This window comes from Carboxydocella sporoproducens DSM 16521 (assembly GCF_900167165.1).
In the GTDB taxonomy this organism is placed as follows: Bacteria; Bacillota.
Genome location: NZ_FUXM01000007.1, coordinates 79765 through 95045 on the forward strand (window position 1 = coordinate 79765; position 15281 = coordinate 95045).

The 15281-nt window shown below is 52.3% G+C and carries 20 protein-coding genes, 1 pseudogene and 1 riboswitch; of the genes and pseudogenes, 12 read left to right on the top strand and 9 right to left on the bottom strand.

What is annotated here, in order from left to right; all coding sequences use genetic code 11:
* Window positions 1–4: 4 nt before the first annotated feature.
* Window positions 5–961, top strand: a complete 957-nt coding sequence (locus B5D20_RS04600; RefSeq protein ID WP_078665050.1) for a LysR family transcriptional regulator — start codon at window positions 5–7, stop codon at window positions 959–961.
* Here B5D20_RS04600 and B5D20_RS04605 read toward each other — a convergent pair.
* Complete coding sequence (locus B5D20_RS04605) at window positions 874–1239, bottom strand: L,D-transpeptidase (protein ID WP_078665051.1); 366 nt, start codon at window positions 1237–1239, stop codon at window positions 874–876. The genes B5D20_RS04600 and B5D20_RS04605 overlap by 88 nt on opposite strands.
* A gap of 87 nt (window positions 1240–1326) precedes the next feature.
* Here B5D20_RS04605 and B5D20_RS04610 point away from each other — a divergent pair, with 87 nt between their 5' ends.
* Window positions 1327–2475: a metallophosphoesterase gene (locus B5D20_RS04610; RefSeq protein WP_159071829.1), complete on the top strand. Its 1149-nt coding sequence runs from the start codon at window positions 1327–1329 to the stop codon at window positions 2473–2475.
* Window positions 2476–2490: 15 nt separating this feature from the next.
* Here the strand turns inward: B5D20_RS04610 and B5D20_RS04615 are convergent, their stop codons facing one another.
* From B5D20_RS04615 to pduL, 7 genes are all read right to left on the bottom strand, one after another.
* A complete protein-coding gene (locus B5D20_RS04615) occupies window positions 2491–3693 on the bottom strand; it encodes an NAD(P)/FAD-dependent oxidoreductase (protein ID WP_078665053.1) in 1203 nt (400 codons plus the stop codon).
* 93 nt (window positions 3694–3786) lie between these two features.
* Window positions 3787–4893 carry a 2-iminoacetate synthase ThiH gene (gene thiH, locus B5D20_RS04620; protein WP_078665054.1) on the bottom strand — a complete coding sequence of 369 codons (1107 nt, stop codon included), beginning with the start codon at window positions 4891–4893 and terminating at the stop codon, window positions 3787–3789.
* A gap of 11 nt (window positions 4894–4904) precedes the next feature.
* Window positions 4905–5669 carry a thiazole synthase gene (locus tag B5D20_RS04625; protein ID WP_078665055.1) on the bottom strand — a complete coding sequence of 255 codons (765 nt, stop codon included), beginning with the start codon at window positions 5667–5669 and terminating at the stop codon, window positions 4905–4907.
* 4 nt (window positions 5670–5673) lie between these two features.
* Window positions 5674–5877 (bottom strand): sulfur carrier protein ThiS, encoded by a 204-nt coding sequence (gene thiS / locus B5D20_RS04630; RefSeq protein WP_200803466.1) that lies wholly within the window; start codon window positions 5875–5877, stop codon window positions 5674–5676.
* Window positions 5878–5882: 5 nt separating this feature from the next.
* Window positions 5883–6626 carry a HesA/MoeB/ThiF family protein gene (locus B5D20_RS04635; RefSeq protein ID WP_078665056.1) on the bottom strand — a complete coding sequence of 248 codons (744 nt, stop codon included), beginning with the start codon at window positions 6624–6626 and terminating at the stop codon, window positions 5883–5885.
* On the bottom strand, window positions 6623–7261 hold the full coding sequence (gene thiE / locus B5D20_RS04640) for a thiamine phosphate synthase (protein ID WP_107753206.1): 639 nt from the start codon (window positions 7259–7261) through the stop codon (window positions 6623–6625). The genes B5D20_RS04635 and thiE overlap by 4 nt, the downstream gene beginning before the upstream one ends.
* Before the next feature lie 70 nt (window positions 7262–7331).
* A riboswitch (TPP riboswitch) is annotated at window positions 7332–7446 on the bottom strand.
* A 34-nt stretch (window positions 7447–7480) separates the two neighbouring features.
* Window positions 7481–8143: a phosphate propanoyltransferase gene (gene pduL, locus B5D20_RS04645; protein ID WP_318262812.1), complete on the bottom strand. Its 663-nt coding sequence runs from the start codon at window positions 8141–8143 to the stop codon at window positions 7481–7483.
* Between the two features lie 141 nt (window positions 8144–8284).
* Here pduL and B5D20_RS04650 point away from each other — a divergent pair, with 141 nt between their 5' ends.
* From B5D20_RS04650 to B5D20_RS04680, 7 genes are all read left to right on the top strand, one after another.
* Window positions 8285–8566: an ACT domain-containing protein gene (locus tag B5D20_RS04650; protein WP_078665059.1), complete on the top strand. Its 282-nt coding sequence runs from the start codon at window positions 8285–8287 to the stop codon at window positions 8564–8566.
* 17 nt (window positions 8567–8583) lie between these two features.
* Window positions 8584–9942, top strand: a complete 1359-nt coding sequence (locus B5D20_RS04655) for a PFL family protein (protein ID WP_078665060.1) — start codon at window positions 8584–8586, stop codon at window positions 9940–9942.
* 91 nt (window positions 9943–10033) lie between these two features.
* Window positions 10034–10579, top strand: coding sequence for an O-acetyl-ADP-ribose deacetylase (locus B5D20_RS04660; protein ID WP_078665061.1), 546 nt, complete (start codon window positions 10034–10036; stop codon window positions 10577–10579).
* Between the two features lie 44 nt (window positions 10580–10623).
* Window positions 10624–10929 carry a DUF5665 domain-containing protein gene (locus B5D20_RS04665; protein ID WP_200803467.1) on the top strand — a complete coding sequence of 102 codons (306 nt, stop codon included), beginning with the start codon at window positions 10624–10626 and terminating at the stop codon, window positions 10927–10929.
* 11 nt (window positions 10930–10940) lie between these two features.
* A complete protein-coding gene (locus B5D20_RS04670; protein WP_078665063.1) occupies window positions 10941–11465 on the top strand; it encodes a nitroreductase family protein in 525 nt (174 codons plus the stop codon).
* A gap of 12 nt (window positions 11466–11477) precedes the next feature.
* Window positions 11478–12149, top strand: coding sequence for a TraR/DksA C4-type zinc finger protein (locus tag B5D20_RS04675; protein WP_159071830.1), 672 nt, complete (start codon window positions 11478–11480; stop codon window positions 12147–12149).
* A gap of 69 nt (window positions 12150–12218) precedes the next feature.
* Window positions 12219–13109: a GGDEF domain-containing protein gene (locus tag B5D20_RS04680; RefSeq protein ID WP_078665065.1), complete on the top strand. Its 891-nt coding sequence runs from the start codon at window positions 12219–12221 to the stop codon at window positions 13107–13109.
* 43 nt (window positions 13110–13152) lie between these two features.
* Here the strand turns inward: B5D20_RS04680 and B5D20_RS04685 are convergent, their stop codons facing one another.
* Complete coding sequence (locus B5D20_RS04685; RefSeq protein WP_078665066.1) at window positions 13153–13458, bottom strand: DUF5671 domain-containing protein; 306 nt, start codon at window positions 13456–13458, stop codon at window positions 13153–13155.
* Window positions 13459–13556: 98 nt separating this feature from the next.
* Here B5D20_RS04685 and lspA point away from each other — a divergent pair, with 98 nt between their 5' ends.
* From lspA to B5D20_RS04700, 3 genes and pseudogenes are all read left to right on the top strand, one after another.
* Complete coding sequence (lspA, locus tag B5D20_RS04690) at window positions 13557–14015, top strand: signal peptidase II (RefSeq protein WP_078665067.1); 459 nt, start codon at window positions 13557–13559, stop codon at window positions 14013–14015.
* A complete protein-coding gene (locus tag B5D20_RS04695) occupies window positions 14005–15006 on the top strand; it encodes an RluA family pseudouridine synthase (protein WP_174182988.1) in 1002 nt (333 codons plus the stop codon). Before lspA ends, B5D20_RS04695 begins: the two co-directional genes overlap by 11 nt.
* Before the next feature lie 72 nt (window positions 15007–15078).
* Window positions 15079–15281 (top strand): annotated as a pseudogene (locus tag B5D20_RS04700) (IS200/IS605 family accessory protein TnpB-related protein); the annotation flags it as partial.

The window sequence follows — 15281 nt, forward strand, 5'->3', positions numbered from 1 at the left end:
TTCGATGAATTTGGATTATTTAAAAACGCTGGTAGTAGTGGCTGAATGCAGGAATTTAACGGAAGCAGCTGAGAGATTGGGAGTTTCCCAGCCAGCAGTTACCAAACAGATTAAGGTGCTAGAGGAAAGGCTGAATACCAGACTGCTGATCAGGGGCAAAAAAAATCTGGAATTAACAGAAGCCGGTATTTTGCTGGAACTTTATGGACGGGAGTTGCTTCAGCTCTGGGAGAAGGCCCAGCTGGATTTGTGTAAACTCAGCTGCCAGCAGGCAAAACAGAGGCTAAGGATTGCCAGCATGATTAAAGGCCCTTTTCTGACCTGGTTACTGGAAAATTTTAAGAAGATTTATCCACGGGTCCCTGTTGAACAGGTGGAGGGATCCCTGGATTTTCTAACCGCCAGTAAAGATATTCTGGTTATCAGTGCTGAAAGACTGAAGATCCCGGAGTACACAGGCGAAGCAGTTTATCGAGATAAACTAGTTCTGCTGACAGCTAAAAAACATCCCCTTGCCAGTCTAAAAACCATTAATTTTTATGAACTTGCCCGCCAACGGATTTTTACGCTAAAAGCAAGTTATCCTTTTGCTATGGTTGCGGGTAAACATAACATTAATTGCAGTCAGGTCATCACTCTGGACAGTCTGGATGCTGTTTTAACAGCTGCCAGAACAGGACAGGGCGTAGCCCTGGTGCCGAAAAGGGTGACTCTGGCTTATTACCAGGCTAATATGCTGCTGCAAGAGCTTAAGGTTATAGGCTTTCAGGGGGAATACCAGCTCTGGGCAAATTATCCGGAAAGGGAATTTGCAGCAGCAGCTAGCTTCATGGCTTTTTTAAAAAATTCCCTGACTCAGGAAAAAATCGCCGCTTACTTTGCCAGTTCCGACCAGGGCTCAGAACGAATCCAGACCGGGGTCCAGATGCTAACCCGGGAAAAAAGCTCTTCGATATGCTGATTGTGGAGGCGCACACAGCCATTGGAAACGGCCAGGCCGATTGAAGCGGGATTGTTAGTACCATGAATACCGTATTTACCCCGGGGGACGAAATGAAAGGTTAGCCAGCGGCTGCCCAGGATGCCCCCGGGATTGATTATTTTCTCCAGTATACGAAAATTACCCTGCGGGGTCGGAGTCTGGGGTTTGCCGATGGCAATAGGGTAGATGGCCAGGGGCTTGCCATTTTGCAGGAGATAAAGTTTGCGGACAGAGAGGGAGATATAGATACCATTCATATCCCTTCCTCCTCTTGTATCTCTTTAAAATTTATGGCACAATATAGGGGCTAGATGCGAAAATGTTGTTACAAGGAGTGGCAGTTGGTGCGCCATAATGGTTTCTATATCTTTCTTGCCATTTTTTTAAGCATCTATGTTTTGCTTAATTATTACGTTGGCCGGCGGGGCTGGCTGCTGTTCAGTTACTGGTTCCCCTGGCTGGACAGAAAGTTTTACTGGGTTGTTTTCTGGTTACTGGCGCTTGCCTATCTAATTGGAAGACTGGGCAAAAGGTTTTTACCATGGCTGGACAGCTGGGGATTTACTATGCTGGGATCCTGGTGGATGGGAGCATTTTATTATTTACTCCTGAGCTTAATTATTTTTGATCTGATTAAATTTGTACTGGGACGGATGGGTTTATGGCCGAATTCGCTGACACCTATTCTAGGCCTGGGGCTTTTTCTGTTTATTGTCGGGCTGTTAGTCTACGGTTTTTACAATGCCCGCCAGCCAGTGGTGCGTACCTATGCGGTCAATATCAATAAGCCAGGTGGGCAACTGGACAGCTTGAAGGTCGTTATGCTCAGCGACCTGCACCTGGGACGGATCAATCACAAACAGCGTCTGGAACAGGCTGTCCGGCAAATCAATACCATCAAGCCGGACCTGGTGTTACTAGTAGGAGATATTATTGATGAAGATACCGCTCCTTTTATCGAACAAAAGATGGCGGACGCCTTTCGCCAGCTTCATTCCCGCTATGGGGTTTATGCTGTCACCGGTAATCATGAATATATCGGAGGTGAAGCGGAAAGAGCAGTGGCAGCCTTAAGGGAAGCAGGCATTACCGTATTAAGGGATGAGGCTGTATTCGTAGCAAACAGTCTCTACCTGATTGGCCGGGAAGATCAGGTAAAGGAACGATTTACCGGTAAAAAAAGAAAACCCTTAGCGGAAATAATCAAGAACCTGGACCGCCATAAACCCATGCTGCTGATGGACCATCAACCCCGGCAACTGGAGGAAAGTTTAATGGCAGGTATAGACCTGCAGGTCTCCGGACATACCCATCGCGGTCAGCTCTGGCCTAATAATTATTTAACCAGTCGTATCTATGAAGTGGACTGGGGCTATTATCGCAAAGGTTCGTTGCAGGTGGTAGTGTCTTCTGGCTATGGTACCTGGGGGCCACCTTTCCGCATAGGCAATCAGCCGGAAATTGTGGTTTTGCAGCTATCCTTTCAGAAATAAAAAAGGCTTGCTCCGTTAGGCGAGCAAGCCTTTTTTGATGACCAGGGGCAGTCCTCCCAGTTTATAGAGGTAGCGGATAGCTACTGCTTCTTTCAGAATATGACCGATCAGGCCAGTGGCCCGGTATTTTTTGACCTTACCCACAGCATAACGGCGTCCCAGGGACGCTACCACTCCCCGATGAATAAATCGGAAGGGAGTAAGGGGTTGCCCTGTCAGCAAGTTAACCAGGTTTTCCCCTACATGCTCAGCTTGCTGTAAAGCGACCTGAGCAGTAGGGGGGAGAGGTTTTCCTTCCGGACCGAATGGCAAAGAACAGTCACCGATGACGAAAATGTTTTCCCAGCCCTGGGCCCGGTTAAATGCATCCACAGGGGTACGGCCTCGCTGAACAGGGAAGCCGCTCGCTTCGACGACACGATTGCCCCGGACGCCGCCGGTCCAGATGATGGTACCGGTGTGGATTTGCCGGCCTGATTTAAGACAAACCAGCTCGGATTCCACGTGATGAATGGGGTCCTGGGTTATAAGTTCGATGCCTTTGGCGGCCATAATTTGAGCTGCCTGTTCACAGAGGAAGGCATCATTGCCCGGCAAAACACAGGGAGCAGCTTCGATATTAATGATTTTGGTTTTTTCGACCGGGATATCATAGCGACGGGCCAGTTCCGGCAACCAGTCGGCCAGCTCAGTAGCCAGTTCTACCCCGGTAAACCCGGCGCCACCGATGACGAAGGTCAGCAGGTGTTTTTGTTCTGGCTCAGCTTTGTAGCGGGCCAGGGCGTTGGCAATGTGAGTATGGATCAAGCGGGCCCCATTTAAACTGTGCAAGGTCAGGGCATGGTCAGCCAGGCCGGGAATGCCGAAATACTCTGGCTCACTGCCCAGAGCGATAATCAGATAATCATAGCTGAGGACAGTGCCATCACTCAGGTGTACTTGCTGGCGTTCCCGATCTATGCTGGAGACAATCCCCTTGTGAAACCGGACCCGGTTTAAATCCAGCACTTCTGCGATTTCTACCCGCACATCTTCAAAATCATTGCGTCCGGCGGCGGGTTCATGGATTTGCGCCAGAAACTGATGGTAAGAGTGTTTATTGACCAGGATTATTTCCGCCTGTTCGGGGGGCAGTTTTTTGGAGAGCTTTTTGGCGCAAATCATGCCTGCATAGCCTGCGCCCAAAATCAGAATACGGGGTTTTGTTTGCATAGTCATTGCCAGACTCCTTTCCGATATGTGAAAGTGTGTACTTGCATTAGTTGTTGCTAACAATTATAACCCCACTATTCCTATTTGGCAAGTATATTTTTAACAAAAACGGGGCCAGTCCTTGAAGACCGGCTGATAGCCTTTACTTAACAACATCCTTTTTATTTCTTCTACAGGTCTTTCATCAGCAACACTGAACTGTCCAGCGCTGGCATCGGCTTCAACGGCATAACCCCCAACAGTGGTTTTGGAACCGGCGGACATAGAAGTGATACCTAGAGGCACCAGGTGATCCCGCAATTCTGCTCGCTCTCGGGTGGAGAGGGTTAGGCCAGCCTGGGGCAGAAAAAGACGAAAAGCCAGGATTATTTGGACTAATTCCCGGTCACTGACCGGATAGGGGGGCTGACTGCCTGGCAGTGGTCTTAACCTGGGAACTGAAAGAGCGATTTCCACTTCCGGGTATTTTTTTTGCAAGTAATAGGCATGCAGTCCAGCCAGAAAGGCTTCCATCCGCCATGGTCCCAGGCCCAGCAGAGCACCCAGGTTGACCCGGCGCATGCCCGCCCGGCAAGCTCGTTCCGGTGCGTCCAGCCGGAAATGGTAATCCTTTTTGGGCCCGGCCAGATGATAGCGGGCATAAAGCTCAGGATCATATACTTCCTGATAGATGGTCAAACTGTCTGCCCCGGCTGTTACCATCTGCCGGTATTCCGCCTCGGTCAGAGGGTAAACTTCCAGTCCCAGAGAGGAGAAATAGGGTTTTAGTATGTTAATACATTCAGCCAGATACTCCAGACTGGCATGACGGCGCGATTCGCCGGTTAGCAGCAGGAGATGGCGAAATCCGGCGGCAGCCAGAGTTTGCCCCTCTTGCCAGACCTCTTCCCTGGTCAGAGTACGTCGGGGCAGGGATTGACCGGCATGAAAATGGCAATAAGTGCATTTGTTAACACAGTAATTGCTGAGATAGAGGGGTGTATATAAAAGGATATTACGACCAAAATGTTTCATGGTCAGGGCATGGGCCCGCTGGGCCATTTCTTCCAGTAGTCCGCCGGCAGCGGGGGAGAGCAGGAGCAAAAACTCCAGGGGATGGAGGGAGTTTTTGCCCAGCAAGGCCCTGATTTGTTCCGGACGGGCAGTTGTCAGCCGTTCTTCCAGATTGGCGGCGGTATAGGTTTGAGCATAATCGAAAAAACTCATTTTTATTCACCTCAATCCAGGAAACCGGTCAGGGGGGAGCTGGCCCGGGCCAGGCTGGATTCCGGACCCAGTCCGGCCAGATAAGCTGTTCGTCCCGCTTCTACCGCCTGCCGGAAGGCAGCAGCCATTGCCACCGGGTCCCGGGCAGTGGCTATGGCAGTATTGAGCAGGACGGCAGCGGCGCCCATTTCCAGGGCTTCAGCAGCATGGGAGGGACGGCCGATCCCGGCATCCACAATCACTGGAACCTGGCACTCCTCGATCATAATGCCAATCAGCTCTCTGGTTTTCAGGCCCCGGTTAGTACCAATAGGGGCACCCAGGGGCATGACAGCGGCAGCTCCGGCTGCTTCCATGGCTTTGGCCATCATCAGGTCAGGAGACATATAGGGCAGAACGGTAAAGCCTTCTTTGGCCAGAATTTCCGTCGCTTTTAAAGTTTCGTAATTATCAGGCAACAAATATTTCTGGTCGGGGATTACTTCAATTTTAATCCAGTCACCGCAACCAGCTGCACGGGCCAGACGGGCCAGGCGCACCGCTTCCTCGGCATTACGGGCTCCGGAAGTATTGGGCATAAGGATAATGTCTTTGGGAAGATAATCCAGGATATTATCTTCCGGGTGGGTAAAGTCCACCCGCCGCAGAGCTACGGTAACAACCTGAGCCCCGGCAGCGGCAATTACTTCCGGCATGAGGGTATGGGGCAATTTGCCACTGCCGATAAAGAGCCGGCTATTGAGAGTATAGCGACCGATTTGCAACTGATCAGCCATAGTCTTAACCTCCTCCTAAAAATTTCACGATTTCCACCTGATCGCCCGGATTTAATGCCACTTCTGCGAAGCGGTTGCGGTCGATAATTTCCCGATTTACTTCCACAACCACCAGCTGGGGATTGAGGTTTTTGCTGGCCAGTAAGGCGGCGATAGTAGTGCCCGCTTCAATCGAAGTCGGTTGGCCGTTCAGGAGAATTTCCACCATAAAACCTACCTCCTTTGACAGATGCATTCAGGCTTAACGGCAAAGGGCAGGGTGCGGGCCGTCATGTCGAGGCCATCAAAAATGAACAAACGTCCGGTCAAGAGCTGGCCGGCACCCAGCAAAAACTTTATCGCTTCCTGGGCCTGGATGGTTCCCAGGGTACCGGCGACGGCACCCAGAATTCCCACCGTTTTGCTGGTGGGAGTAATTTCCGGCGGGGGAGCCGCCTGGAAGAAGCAACGCAGACAAGGAGTCTGGCCGCCTGGCACCCAGGTCAGAGTTTGCCCTTCCCAGGCCAGGACACCGGCGTGGGAAAAGGGGATTCCCGCCTGAACACAGAGGTCATTGATCAGGAATTTGGTATCGAAGTTATCACTGGCATCAATAACAAAATCATATTGGTACTCCCGGACCAGGGTCAACAGATTATCAGCGGTAATGCGCTCCTGGTGCAGGTTAACCTGTAAATCGGGATAAAAGTCCTGCAGAGTGCGGGCGGCCGAGGTGGTCTTGGGCCAACCCAGGCGGTGACTGCCATGTAAAATCTGACGATTGAGGTTGGAGTCTTCAACCCGATCATTATCGGCCAGCCCCAGGGTGCCGACACCGGCAGCAGCCAGGTAATAGGTAACGGCCGAGCCCAGGCCCCCGCAACCGATAACCAGCACCCGACCCTGTTTTAATTTGGCCTGCCCTTCCGGGCCGATTTCCGGCATCACCAGCTGGCGTTCAAAACGTGAGCTATTCATGCCTTTCTACCTCCGGCCACGAAATTTTTCAGCTCCCGGGCGGCAGCTGTTACATCAGGGGCGGCTACCACAGCGGATATGACAGCTACATTGCGGGCACCGGCAGCCAGTACTTGCTGGATATTACCGGCATTAATACCCCCGATGGCAACAAAGGGGACAGATAATTCCCGGGCTACACGCTGTACCAGGCTCAGGCCTACAGGTTTTTCCGCATCGGGTTTGGAACTGGTGGGGAAAACGGGTCCAACCCCGATATAGTCTACCGGCAGTTTACTGGCAGCCAGGGCCTGTTCCCAGGAATGGGTGGAAAGGCCGATGATCTTATCTGGTCCCATGATTTGCCGGGCCATGGTAACCGGCAGGTCATCCTGGCCTAAATGCACACCATCGGCATCAACGGCCAAAGCAATATCCACCCTGTCGTTGACGATAAAGGTGGCTCCATAGCGGTGGGCCAGTTCCTTGAGGGCCAGACCAGCAGCTACCAGCTCGCGGCCGGACAGATTCTTTTCCCGCAGCTGTATCACGGTGGCTCCACCGACCAGGGCAGCTTCCATCACTGCCAGCAATTCCCTGCCCTGAGCCAGATGCTGGCCGCTGATTACATACAGGGATAAATCCAGTTTTTTCATGCACATCCTCCTCCCCTAAGAAATAAGCACCTGACCGGGTCGGTCAGGTGCAGTGTAAGCAAAAAGCGCTGATCTTTTCACCTACCTTCCCTCCGCCGGTATTATCCGTCTCAGGTTCAAAGGGTTAGAACGGTTCATCGCCCGTCCTTCTCAGCCCGGCTCAACGAGCACCCCCAGGTAGTATCACTATTGCTTTTTTTCATTATATACCAGAATCCATTAAGCAGGCAATAGTCTTTTTGCGATCACTAGAACCTGTTGTCCCTGTCTAATCCCGGCAGCATTGGCCTCATCGGTATCGAGATGAAAGTCGGGCAGATAATCCCTGGAAACCCTGACCAGGACGTTATTGAATACCACTTCTTTTTCCCCTTCTGCTAATATCTGCAGGCGATCCCCGTCTTCCAGGCCATGCTGCCGGGCGGTAGCCGGGTCCAGATGCAGGTGGGGTGCGGCCTTGATAACCCCAAAAGGCAGGTCGACAGAACCCCGGGGTCCCACCAGAACGATGCCGGGAGTACCATCCAGATCCCCGGAATCCCGAATGGGTGGATCCAGTCCCAGCTGATAAGCATCGGTGCCGGAGAGTTCCACCTGGTTATAAGGGCGGCAGGGACCTAAAATCCGCACTTCCTCCAGGACACCCTTAGGGCCGACCAGAGTGAGGGTTTCCTGGGCGGCATACTGGCCCGGTTGACTGAGGGGTTTGGCCGGAGTGAGCTGATAGCCGGGGCCAAACAGTTCCTCCAGGTCGCGCTGGGTTAAATGGATATGGCGGGCAGAGATACCGACCGGTACCGGCCAGGGCTCGGGATAGGGCTCCAGATAAGGAGAGATGAAAACAGGGGCGGCTATTTCAGCTGGCAAAATTTCTTCTCTCACCAAGGGATACACCTCCTCCATTGTTAGGTTTAACCGCGCAAGTATCTTGCATACATCTAAAAAAGACTTGTCAGCAGGTATGTACTTGTTATAACATAGTAACTATAAGCTAAAGTCTGTGCAGAAACAGGGGTGGTAAAAATGAAAAAATCCAATCGCGCTATTGTAACGGTATTAGGACAGGACCGGGTAGGTATCATTGCCGGGGTAACGGGAGTTCTGGCTGGCTATAATGTCAATATTCTGGACATTCGGCAAACCATTATGCAGGAATTCTTTACCATGATGATGCTGGTAGACCTGGAAGAGGCCACTATAGATTTTTCTGCCCTGGCGGCGGCCCTGGATGCCAAAGGCCAGGAACTGGGAGTGCAGGTTCGCATTCAGCAGGAAGATATTTTCCGCTATATGCACCGGATTTAAGAAGGGGGACGGCGAACATGCTAACCAACAGAGAAATTCTGGAGACCATCCGGATGGTGCAGGAAGAAAACCTGGATATTCGGACCATTACTATGGGCATCAGTTTGCGGGATTGTGCTCATGAAGACATAAAGGAAGTACGGCGGCGTATTTATGACAAAATCACGACCAGGGCGGCCCGGCTGGTGGCGGTGGGGGAAGAGCTGGAAAGGGAATATGGTATTCCCATTGTTAACAAACGTATTTCCGTTACGCCCATCGCTCTGGTGGGAGAAGCCTGCCGGGCCGATGATTATACGGAACTGGCCCTGGCGCTGGATGAAGCAGCCAGAGAGGTTGGGGTCAATTTTATCGGTGGCTTTTCCGCCCTGGTTCATAAAGGTTTTACCAAAGGGGATATTAACTTGATCAAGTCCATTCCCCGGGCACTGGCCCAGACGGAACTGGTTTGCTCTTCCGTCAATGTCGGGACCACCCGGGCAGGGATCAACATGGATGCTGTTGCCTGGATGGGGCAAATCATCAAAGAAACCGCTCAGCTAACTGCTGACCGGGATGGTCTTGGCTGTGCCAAGCTGGTGGTTTTTTGCAATGCTACTGAGGACAATCCTTTTATGGCCGGCGCCTTCCACGGGATAGGGGAACCGGAAACGGTTATCAATATGGGAGTCAGTGGTCCAGGGGTGGTCCGCAATGTGGTCAGCAAAATGCCTGATGCTGATTTCGGCACCCTGGCCGAGACCATCAAGAAAACTGCTTTCAAAATTACCCGCATGGGTGAGTTGATCGGCCGGGAAGCATCCCGCCGGCTGGGAGTGCCTTTTGGCATTGTGGATCTGTCTCTGGCCCCTACACCGGCCATCGGGGACAGTGTGGCTGATATCCTGGAAGCCATGGGGCTGGAAAGGACAGGTACCCATGGGACCACGGCGGCCCTGGCATTGCTCAATGATGCCGTCAAAAAAGGCGGTGCCATGGCTTCTTCCTATGTTGGTGGACTGAGCGGAGCATTCATCCCGGTCAGTGAGGATGCCGGCATGATCAGGGCGGCAGAAGCCGGGACCCTGACCATTGACAAACTGGAGGCCATGACCTGTGTCTGTTCTGTCGGACTGGACATGATAGCTATTCCAGGAGATACACCGGCGGAAACCATCAGTGCCATTATTGCTGATGAAGCGGCTATCGGCATGATTAACCAGAAGACTACTGCTGTACGGGTTATACCTGTGCCAGGTAAACAGGTAGGGGAAGTGGTGGAGTTTGGCGGTCTCCTGGGCAGGGCTCCCATCATGCCGGTACACCGGGAGAGCAGCGCTGCCTTTGTGGCCCGCGGTGGCCGGATTCCTGCACCGATCAATAGCTTGAAAAATTAATTGCAAATCCTCCCTCTGGCAGGGAGGATTTTTTGATATATTGTCATTAATTTTAAGGCCAGGATAAAATGGTAACCGGGGGTGATGTTTTGTGGAAAGAATAATCAACGGAATTAGGTTACGGCTAATTCAGGGGGATATAACCCAGCAGCATGTGGATGCTATCGTCAATGCCGCCAATAACGCCCTGGCCGGGGGTGGCGGAGTAGATGGTGCTATTCATCGGGCCGGAGGGCCACAAATTATGGCTGAATGCCAGGCCATTCGTACCCAAAGGGGACCTCTGCCCACCGGGGAGGCGGTGATTACCACCGGGGGCAAGCTGCCAGCCAGGTATGTGATCCACACCGTTGGACCCATCTGGCAGGGAGGAAAGGCCGGCGAAGCCCAATTGCTGGCAAAGGCGTATCAGAGCAGTTTGCGTTTGGCCGAAGAAAGGGGGGTCAGCACTATCGCTTTTCCTTCCATCAGCACCGGGGCCTATGGCTATCCTGTGGCGGAGGCGGCACGAGTCGCGCTGGGCACGGTAATCACTTTTCTGGAAAAAGCCACTACCCTTAAGGAAGTGCGGTTTGTCTTATTCAAATCACGGGATTTAGCGACTTACCAGGAGGCTTTGCAGGAACTGCTTCCATGAATTTTTCCCGGTACACGGGGGTAAACTGAGGGCAGAAACGGGGGATGGGCATGACGGAGCGTGAAACCTGGGCCCGGTTGGAGAGAAAAATCGAGGAACTGGGCCTGGCGATGGAAAAGATGAAACTGGCCGAGTATGTAGAACTACTGCGCAAGCCAACCCGCTTGCTTTATCTCAATTTCCTGGCCGGTATTGCCCGGGGGTTTGGTATGGCCATTGGCTTTGCCCTGCTAGGAGCGCTGCTGATTTATATCCTGCGGCGCCTGGCCATCTTAAACCTGCCCCTGATCGGCTCCTTTATTGCTGAACTGGTGAAAATTGTCCAGACCCAGTTACAAATTCGCCCATAGGAGGAAGCGGTATGACCAAGGATGTCTTTGCTGCTATAGCAGAACGGCGGAGTGTACGCCGTTTCAGCGGGGAAGCAGTGGCTGATGCCACCATTACCCGCATTCTGGAGGCAGCTCTGCAGGCCCCCAGTGCCGGCAATCTGCAGCCCTGGAAATTTTACGTGGTCAAAAAGGAGGAGAGCAAAAAGGCCCTGGGAGAGGCAGCCTGGCAACAGGAGTTTATCGCTTCTGCCCCGGTAGTGATAGTGGTCTCAGCACTGCCGGAACTGGTCGCTGCCCATTATGGGCCCCGGGGACGGGACCTTTATGTCATTCAGGACACAGCAGCCGCCATCATGAACCTGTTGCTGGCTGCCCATGCCGTCGGCCTGGGCAGTTGCTGGGTAGGGGCCTTTCTGGAGAAGGAAGTCAGGCGTATAATCGGGGCAGGGGAGGATGAGCTTCCGGTGGCCATTATTCCTCTGGGATATGCTGCGGAGGAATCTGCCAAACCGGCCCGGCGCTCCCTCAATGATTGTGTGGTCATCCTGGACTGAGGAGGCAGTATGATGGACCAGCAGTTTATGCAACAGCAAGCAGAAAGAATCAAGCAAGCGATGGCAGAATGGCAGGAAAGCCTGCGGGATTTACGGGAGGATGGCCTGGGACGTTCCTTCCAGGAAACTACTTCCGAACTCTCCCTCTACGATAATCATCCTGCTGATGTGGCCAGTGAGCTGTATGAACGGGAAAAGGAACTGGGAATCCAGGACAATTTCGAAGTCCTGCTGTCCAAAGGAGAAAGAGCCTTACAGGCAATTGCAGCAGGCAACTACGGCATCTGCGAATTCTGTGGAGCAACCATTCCGCGCGAGCGGCTGGAAGCCATGCCCTGGGCTACTGCCTGTTTACGCTGCCAGCGCCATCAGGAACAGCTGGGCACCAAACGCCATCCCCGCCCCATTGAAGAGGATGTAGTGGTACCGCCCCTGGCCATGCAGAGCCATGATACCAATTTCCGGGAACTGGGCGATGCCGAAGATGAGCAGATGTTTGACGGGGAAGATGCCATGCAGGCTCTCTATCGCTGGAATGAACACAGTGATGCTGCCGGGGCAGGCTCCTATACCGGCGGTCTGGATTTTGACGAAAATGCTGGCTATACCGAAGATGTAGACCATATTCCCTATGACCGGGAAGATGGGGTGATCTGGGGTCAAACTCCCGGAGATGAAGAATAAATTGCTCTTGACGCCAGTGGATTTTCCCCCTTAAGATATTGACTAAGAATAATTTTAGGGGGAAAATTTGTGCAGGAAGTATTGCTGAATGTGATAAAAAGCTCAATCAATGAAATTTTAGCCGGTATGTATGATGCAGTGCGCATAGTTTGTTGTGCCAGCCATGACCAGTATATATTGACTGCTGATGGGGAACTGAAAAAGCAGGAAATCAGCTGTCATGAATTCTGGCAACGCCCTCACCCCTGCCAGAATTGCGTCGGCCAGCGGTCCAAACATTCCTGTGGGCAGGAGGAAAAGGTGGAAATCTATGAAGATAAAATCTTCCTGGTCGTTGCTATGCCCCTGGCCGGAGGCGAGTATGTGCTGGAAATCATCAAGGACATTTCCCATCTGATCGGTGCCAGAAATGAGATCATCCAGCGCTGTGAACAGCTGCGGGAACAGCTGGAGGTGCTGGCTCGCCAGGCTTATGTGGATAGCCTGACGGGCCTGTGGAACCGCCGCTACCTGGAGGAAAAATTTCCTGAGACCCTGAAAAAGGCCGGTCTAATGGGGAAACAGGTTGCCGTTTTGATGGTGGATATTGATCATTTTAAACAAATTAATGATACATATGGTCATAACTTCGGCGACCGGGTCTTAGAACGGGTGGGACAGATTTTACAACAGGGGATTCGCGGCCGGGATGCGGCAGTGCGTTATGGTGGGGAAGAATTTGTCGTTATTCTTTACGATGTGCCGGCGGAAGTAGCAGTGCGCATTGCCGAAAGGATGCGTAACCAGATTGCAGCCGAGGAGTTTCAGTTCTGTGACCGCCAGGTCCGGGTTACTGTCAGTATCGGTCTGGCTTTCAGTCGGGCAGACAAATCAGCTGAGGACTTGCTGGCCAGTGCTGATCGCCGCCTCTATCTGGCCAAACAACAAGGGCGCAACCGGGTGATCTGGACAGAAGCATAAAACAAGCCAGCCCTCCGCTTGCAGAATTTGCGGAGGGCCCATTTTATGCTTCCGAGCGCTGAATTTTATGCCAGTGATAGAGGTAAACCGGAGTGGCAACACCGAATATAGCCAGGGAGCTGATTAATTCTCTAATTCGATAGTAGCGCTGCCGTTCCTGTTCGAGTTGCAGTTCCTCCTTGCTGGCCTGGGTACTGATAGGATCTTTGTAAACTACCGGAGGAGGTTCGGGGTAAACGATATTGACCACTGCATCCACAACCCGGATGGCACCGATCACCATCATCATCAGGGTAGCAAAAGCGACCAGATATAGATAAATGCGGCGAATGTCCCAGTTGCTCGCCATTGAATTCACACTCCCTTCCTCTCTATTATACTATCAAGTAGCGGAGTTGTAAAAGCTATGATAAAATGAGGAGAGCGAAATTTTTTGGAGGGAAGAGAATGTTCTGGAGGCTTTTAGCGGGCTGGCTGGCCTTGGACCAGTTGACCAAATATCTGGTTTTAAATTATCTGCCGGAAGGCAATTCCATCCCAATCTGGCCGGGGGTGTTTCACCTTACCCATGTTTCTAATCCGGGGGCGGCCTTCGGTTTGATGCCCTTTAAGACGGGCCTGTTTTTGCTGGTGGCTCTGGTGGTAGTGGCTGTTGTCTTATTTTACCTGCCCCGGATTGGACGGGAACAGCTCTGGCTGCGGACTGCGCTGGCCTTGCAGGCAGCTGGTGCTATTGGCAATGCCATTGACCGCCTTAGATTTGGTTATGTAGTGGATTTTCTGGACTTTCAGGTTTGGCCTGTGTTCAATGTGGCGGATATCGGCATTACAGTAGGAGTGGGGATGCTGATCTGGCATTTGTGGCAACAGGAGAAAAAGGAGGAAGTATCAGAGCATGAAGGTTAATGAATTCTGGCCTGAAGATGAAGAGGATCTGGAATCTGAGGCTGAAACAGCTGAGGTGGAAGAACGAAGCTGGCAGGTAGAGCGAGAGTGGGCGGGCACCAGGCTGGATTTAGCATTGGCCAGAAAATATGATGATTTGAGTCGCAGTCGCGTACAAACTCTCATTGATGAAGGTCAGGTTCAGGTTAATGGTCAAAAAACAAAAGCCAACTATAAATTAAAAGCTGGAGATGAAGTCAATCTGCAGGTTCCTGCTCCTCGGCCCCTGACGGTAGAGCCGGAGCCCATTCCCCTGGAGGTGGTCTATGAGGACCAGGATGTAATTGTTATCAATAAACCCAGGGGCCTGGTGGTACATCCGGCGGTAGGTCACTGGACGGGGACACTGGTCAATGCCTTGCTCTGGCATTGCAAGGACCTGTCAGGTATCAATGGCCAGCTGCGGCCGGGGATTGTCCACCGTCTGGACCGGGATACTTCCGGCCTTCTGATGGTGGCCAAAAATGACTGGGCCCACCAGCAGTTGGCCCTTCAGATCAAGGAACGTTCAGTCAACCGCCGCTATCTGGCTTTAGTTCATGGTAATATCACAGAGCCAGCGGGAATAGTGGATGCACCTATCGGCCGGGATCCTAAAGACCGGCAACGCATGGCAGTTAACGTCAAAAACGGGAAACCTGCACTTACCCGGTACTGGGTGAAAGAGCGCTTTGGTGACTATACCCTGTTGGAATGTAAACTGGAAACAGGTCGCACCCACCAAATTCGGGTACACATGGCCTATCTGGGCTTTCCGGTAGTAGGGGACCCCAAGTATGGCCCCCAAAAAGCCCATTTTGGCCTGGCAGGGCAAATGCTCCATGCTTACCTGCTGGGGTTTAAACATCCGCGAACAGGGGAATATCTGGAATTTACTGCTCCACTTCCGGCAGAGATGGAGGACGTACTGGCACAATTGCGAAGGAGGTATGCAGCAGCTTCAGAAAACTAGACTATAATTATGGGACTATTATCCATTGGAGAAGCAGCAAAGTCCGGCAGGGTTTCGGGGAGCTGATCAGGAATGCCAAAGAAACACGAGAAGAACAAATTTAGCATAACTGTGTGCGGGGAGTTTTTTCCGGAGATTTACCCGACTCACCGGTCTTCAAAGTGGAGCCGGGGCGAAGAAGACCCGCTGACTACGGAGATGCGTCTCTTCTGTGCCTGTATGCGGTGGGCCTTTAACCGGCTCCTGGAAGGTGCTTCCCGCCATGAAATCAAGAA

Excerpts from the sequence above, each read along its gene's own strand:
- B5D20_RS04695 (WP_174182988.1), top strand. The coding sequence starts at position 14,005 with ATGAAGGTTAATGAATTCTGGCCTGAAGATGAAGAGGATCTGGAATCT.
- B5D20_RS04625 (WP_078665055.1), bottom strand. The coding sequence starts at position 5,669 with ATGGCTGATCAGTTGCAAATCGGTCGCTATACTCTCAATAGCCGGCTC.
- thiH (WP_078665054.1), bottom strand. The coding sequence starts at position 4,893 with ATGAGTTTTTTCGATTATGCTCAAACCTATACCGCCGCCAATCTGGAA.
- lspA (WP_078665067.1), top strand. The coding sequence starts at position 13,557 with ATGTTCTGGAGGCTTTTAGCGGGCTGGCTGGCCTTGGACCAGTTGACC.
- B5D20_RS04605 (WP_078665051.1), bottom strand. The coding sequence starts at position 1,239 with ATGAATGGTATCTATATCTCCCTCTCTGTCCGCAAACTTTATCTCCTG.
- B5D20_RS04685 (WP_078665066.1), bottom strand. The coding sequence starts at position 13,458 with ATGGCGAGCAACTGGGACATTCGCCGCATTTATCTATATCTGGTCGCT.
- B5D20_RS04635 (WP_078665056.1), bottom strand. The coding sequence starts at position 6,626 with ATGAATAGCTCACGTTTTGAACGCCAGCTGGTGATGCCGGAAATCGGC.
- B5D20_RS04665 (WP_200803467.1), top strand. The coding sequence starts at position 10,624 with ATGGGCATGACGGAGCGTGAAACCTGGGCCCGGTTGGAGAGAAAAATC.
- B5D20_RS04675 (WP_159071830.1), top strand. The coding sequence starts at position 11,478 with ATGGACCAGCAGTTTATGCAACAGCAAGCAGAAAGAATCAAGCAAGCG.
- B5D20_RS04655 (WP_078665060.1), top strand. The coding sequence starts at position 8,584 with ATGCTAACCAACAGAGAAATTCTGGAGACCATCCGGATGGTGCAGGAA.
- B5D20_RS04600 (WP_078665050.1), top strand. The coding sequence starts at position 5 with ATGAATTTGGATTATTTAAAAACGCTGGTAGTAGTGGCTGAATGCAGG.
- B5D20_RS04670 (WP_078665063.1), top strand. The coding sequence starts at position 10,941 with ATGACCAAGGATGTCTTTGCTGCTATAGCAGAACGGCGGAGTGTACGC.
- B5D20_RS04615 (WP_078665053.1), bottom strand. The coding sequence starts at position 3,693 with ATGACTATGCAAACAAAACCCCGTATTCTGATTTTGGGCGCAGGCTAT.
- thiE (WP_107753206.1), bottom strand. The coding sequence starts at position 7,261 with ATGAAAAAACTGGATTTATCCCTGTATGTAATCAGCGGCCAGCATCTG.
- thiS (WP_200803466.1), bottom strand. The coding sequence starts at position 5,877 with ATGGTGGAAATTCTCCTGAACGGCCAACCGACTTCGATTGAAGCGGGC.
- B5D20_RS04650 (WP_078665059.1), top strand. The coding sequence starts at position 8,285 with ATGAAAAAATCCAATCGCGCTATTGTAACGGTATTAGGACAGGACCGG.